The organism is Arthrobacter cupressi, assembly GCF_900099975.1.
Taxonomy (GTDB): domain Bacteria; phylum Actinomycetota; class Actinomycetes; order Actinomycetales; family Micrococcaceae; genus Arthrobacter; species Arthrobacter cupressi.
The window spans coordinates 1-4149 of record NZ_FNEI01000030.1; the positions used below are offsets into that span (position 1 = coordinate 1).

Consider the following 4149-nt stretch of genomic DNA (forward strand, 5'->3'; position numbering starts at 1 on the left):
CACCTGCACAAGTGGATCGACGCCGCCCAGGACCGGGTGGAGTACGAGGGCCTGCCGGCCCGGATCTGCTGGCTGGGCTACGGCGAACGCCACCAGGCCGGCCTGCTCTTCAACAAGCTCGTCGCGGAGGGCAAGGTCAAGGCCCCGATCGTGATCGGCCGTGACCACCTGGACTCCGGTTCCGTGGCCTCCCCGTACCGGGAGACCGAGGCCATGAAGGACGGCTCGGACGCGATCGCGGACTGGCCGCTGCTGAACGCCCTGACCGCCGCGTCCTCGGGTGCGACCTGGGTGTCCATCCACCACGGCGGCGGCGTCGGGATCGGCCGTTCCATCCACACCGGCCAGGTCTCCGTGGCCGACGGCACCGAACTCGCGGCCCAGAAGCTCGAACGGCTCCTGACCAACGACCCCGGCATGGGCGTCATCCGCCACGTCGACGCCGGCTACGACCGCGCCGTCGAGGTCGCCGCAGAACGCGGCGTCCGCATCCCCATGAACGAGGGCCGCTAGCCGACCCCCTCATCGATTGCTCCGTTAGGGTCGTTTTGGGCCACCAGAACGACACCTACGGAGCAATCGATGGGACTCAACACCGCGAAGGGAGCTTCCATGATCGTGATCGACGGCCTGCAGCTGGACCTGGCGGACATCGTTGCCGTGGCCGACGGCGAAGATGTCAGCTTGGCCCCGGAGGCGCTGGTGCGGATGGCCGAATCCCGTGAATCCGCGGTGGCCACGGCCCTGCGCCGCCCGGTCTACGGCCGTTCCACCGGGGTCGGCGCGAACCGGACTGTTTCCCTGGCGGAGGCCGAAGGCGGGGACACCCACGGCCTTAAGCTGCTGCGCAGCCATGCCGTGGACGCCGGCAAGCCGCTGGACCGCAGGACCGTCCGGGCCATGCTCGCGGTCCGGCTCTCCCAGTTGGCGGCCGGCGCGTCGGGGATCAACCCGGCCATTGCCGAAGCCCTCGTGGCGCTCCTGAACTCCGGCTCCGTCCCCGAAGTCCGTGAGTTCGGCGGGATCGGCACCGCGGACCTTCCCGCACTAGCCGGCACTGCGCTGACGATGCTCGGCGAACGGGAGCCCCTCGGCGGAGGAAAAGCGCGCGCCCTGCTGGAGGGCTGGGCCACCGCCGACGCGCTGCCCTTCATCAGTTCCAGCGCACTGACCATCGCCCAGGCCGTCCTCGCGCACCAGGAGCTGGCCGTGCTCCTGGAAAATGCCGCATCCGTGGCCGCCCTGTCCTTCGCCGCAATGTCCGGGAACCCGGAAGCCTTCAGCCCGGCGGTTGCGGATGCCGCGGACTCCCCGGCGGTGGCGGACGCGGCGCGCCTGTTCCACGGCCTGGTCGAGGGCAGCGGTGAACCGGCCCGCATCCAGGACCCGTACTGCCTCCGGACCCTGCCGCAGATCTTCGGATCCCAAGCTGAAGAGTTGGCGGCCCTCGGTGCCTTGCTGCAGCGCCTCGCCACCGCCGGAAACGAGAACCCGCTGGTCCACGGCTCCCCGGCGCACGGGAGCAACGACGTCGCCCACCACGGCCTCTTCCAAATGACCAACCTCGCCCGCCGCGTGGATGCCCTGCAGTTGGCCGTCGGCGCGGCCTGTGCCACGCACCTGCGCCGGATCGACCTGCTCTGCGAGCCCGCCTACACCGGCGGGCACCCGTTCCTGGCCGAGGACGGCAGCGGCCAGTCCGGCGTCATGATGCTCGAATACGTTGCCGCCGCCGCGGTGGGCCGCATCCGGAGCAACGCGCAGCCGGTGAGCCTGCAGACCGTGGTGCTGTCCCTGGGCGCCGAGGAAGACGCAAGCTTTGCCAGCGTGGCCGCCGCGCAACTGCAGTCGACGGCAGACGCCCTGGTGACCGTTGCCGCCGTCGAACTCGTTTGCGCCGCCCGGGCCCTGCGGCTGCAGGGCCGCCAGCCTGATGAGTTCGCCAGCCCGCGGTTCCGGACCGTCATGAGGGCAGCGCTCACGCTGCCCTCCGACGTCCGGGACCGGGACCTACGCGGCGACCTGGAACAGGCGCAGCGGCTGGTCACAGCCCGCTACTGAGCCACTCTTAGTGGGCCGGAACTGCGTCCTTGGCTGCGGCCTTCGGGTCCGTCAGCTTCCTGTTCGGCAGGGCGAAGCTGACCAGGAACGCCAGCAGGGTCAGCCCCGCCGCGGTGAGCATCACGACGTCGATCGCCTGGGCAAAGCCCTCGGTGATCGGCCGGGTCAGCGCCGGGTTGGCCGAATGCAGCCAGCTGGTGTCGTTCAGGGAATCGTTGGATGCCCCGTTCTTGAAGAAGTCGAACAGCTTGGCGTTCGCGGGATCGGCCGCCACGGCCGGGTCGCGGAGCACGGACTGGTAATCCGGGTTCGACGCGGCGGTCTTCATGCCGTCAGCGATCTTGTCCGCGGCCTGGCTGAACAGCATGGAGATGAACACAGCTGTTCCCACCGCGCCGCCCATGGAACGGAAGAACGCCGCCGTCGACGTTCCCACGCCCATGTCCTTCGCCGGCACGGACACCTGCATGGCCAGGGTTAGCGGCTGCATGCAGAAGCCCAGCCCCATGCCGAAGAACACGGCGATCAGCCCGGGCACCCAGAGGCCGGTGTCCACGCCCAAGGAAAGGCCCATGACGACGGCGGCCGCGGTCAGGATCGCGGTGCCCGCGATCGGGAAGATCCGGTACGTGCCCGACGACGAGATGGTGCGCCCGGCTGTAATGGAACCAAAGAGGATGCCCACCGTGAAGGTGATCATCATGAGCCCGGCTTCGGTGGGGGTGAGGCCCTTGACCAGCTGCAGGTACATGGGCAGCATCGCGATGGCGCCGAACATGCCGATGCCGATGATGAAGTTCAGCAGCGAGGACAGGCCGAAGGTGGCGTTGCGGAACAGCCGCAGCGGGATCAGCGCGTAGTCCCCGGCGCGGCGCTCGGCCACGAGGAACAGGACGATTCCGGCCACGCCCAGGCCGTAGCAGAGCCAGGACGCGCCCGAGTTCCAGCCCCAGCTGCGGCCCTGTTCGGCCACGAGCAGCAGCGGCACAATCGCCAGGGTGATGGCGGCGGCGCCCCAGTAGTCGATCTTCTGCTTCACGTGCCGCGGCGGCAGGTGCAGGTACAGGAAGACCACGGCCAGCGCGGCCAGGCCGATGGGCAGGTTAATGAAGAAGACCCAGCGCCAGCCGTCGAATCCCAGGATGTTCGAGGTTCCGGCGAAGGCGCCGCCGATCACCGGACCGAGCACCGAGGAAATGCCGAACACGGACATGAAGTAGCCCTGGTACTTGGCGCGGTCCTTGAGCGCCACGATATCGCCGATGATCGTCAGGGCCAGTGCCAGCAGGCCGCCGGCGCCCATGCCCTGGATGCCGCGGGCCACGGCCAGTTCGGCCATGGAATGCACGGAACCGGCGTAGAGCGAGCCCGCCAGGAAGATGAGGATCGCGGCCAGGTACAGCGGGCGGCGGCCGAAGATGTCGCTGAGCTTGCCGTACAGCGGGGTGCTTACCGTCGAGGTGATGAGGTACGCGGTGGTGGCCCAAGCCTGCAGGGAAAGGCCGTCCAGGTCGTTCGCGATGGTGTAGATCGAGGTCGACACGATGGTCTGGTCCAGGGAGGACAGGAACATGCCGAGCATGAGGCCCACCATGACGGTCAAGGCCTGGCGGTGGGTCAGGACTTCGCCGGGGGCCCGGACAGGGGTGGATTTGGACATCGGTCCTCCAGGGAAAGGCGGGCAGGGGAGCGCAACGGATAGTTGCTTTCAGTAACTATCCTAGGTGACGTTGTATTCCCCGCCTAGCTGTGATGTCCAGGGACGTTGTTTCATGAATCCCGTGTGATCTGCTGACGGGCGAAGGCCTCCTGTTATGAAGTGGAGCTGTCTAGGAACCGCTTCATCTCAACAGGAGGCCTTCGTGTCCCACGCTAACGCTGCTTTGACGCCCCGCGCACGTCTGCGCTTGGCCAAACTCATCGTCGAGAACCATTGGCCGGTGGGCCCCGCCGCCAAAATGTTCATGGTCTCGCCCGTGACCGCCCGCAAATGGGCGGCCCGATACCGCACCGAAGGGCCGGCCGGAATGACGGACCGTTCCAGCCGGCCGCAGTCGATGCCACGGAAAACTCCTCCAGCGGTGGTCA

3 protein-coding genes and 1 pseudogene are annotated in these 4149 nt (G+C 68.2%); 3 read left to right on the top strand and 1 reads right to left on the bottom strand.

Annotated features, from left to right (window positions below; translation table 11 throughout):
* Both BLP88_RS18490 and BLP88_RS18495 read left to right on the top strand, forming a co-directional pair.
* A pseudogene (locus BLP88_RS18490) lies at window positions 1–513 on the top strand (urocanate hydratase); the annotation flags it as partial.
* Window positions 514–582: 69 nt separating this feature from the next.
* A complete protein-coding gene (locus tag BLP88_RS18495; RefSeq protein ID WP_245679921.1) occupies window positions 583–2061 on the top strand; it encodes an aromatic amino acid lyase in 1479 nt (492 codons plus the stop codon).
* Between the two features lie 7 nt (window positions 2062–2068).
* On the opposite strand, the gene BLP88_RS18500 is transcribed toward BLP88_RS18495, so the two are convergent.
* Window positions 2069–3721, bottom strand: coding sequence for an MDR family MFS transporter (locus tag BLP88_RS18500; RefSeq protein WP_074591659.1), 1653 nt, complete (start codon window positions 3719–3721; stop codon window positions 2069–2071).
* A 202-nt stretch (window positions 3722–3923) separates the two neighbouring features.
* Between BLP88_RS18500 and BLP88_RS18505 the strand changes: the two genes are divergently transcribed.
* Window positions 3924–4149 (top strand): leucine zipper domain-containing protein (locus BLP88_RS18505; RefSeq protein WP_139163455.1); only part of this gene is annotated, 226 nt, incomplete at its 3' end.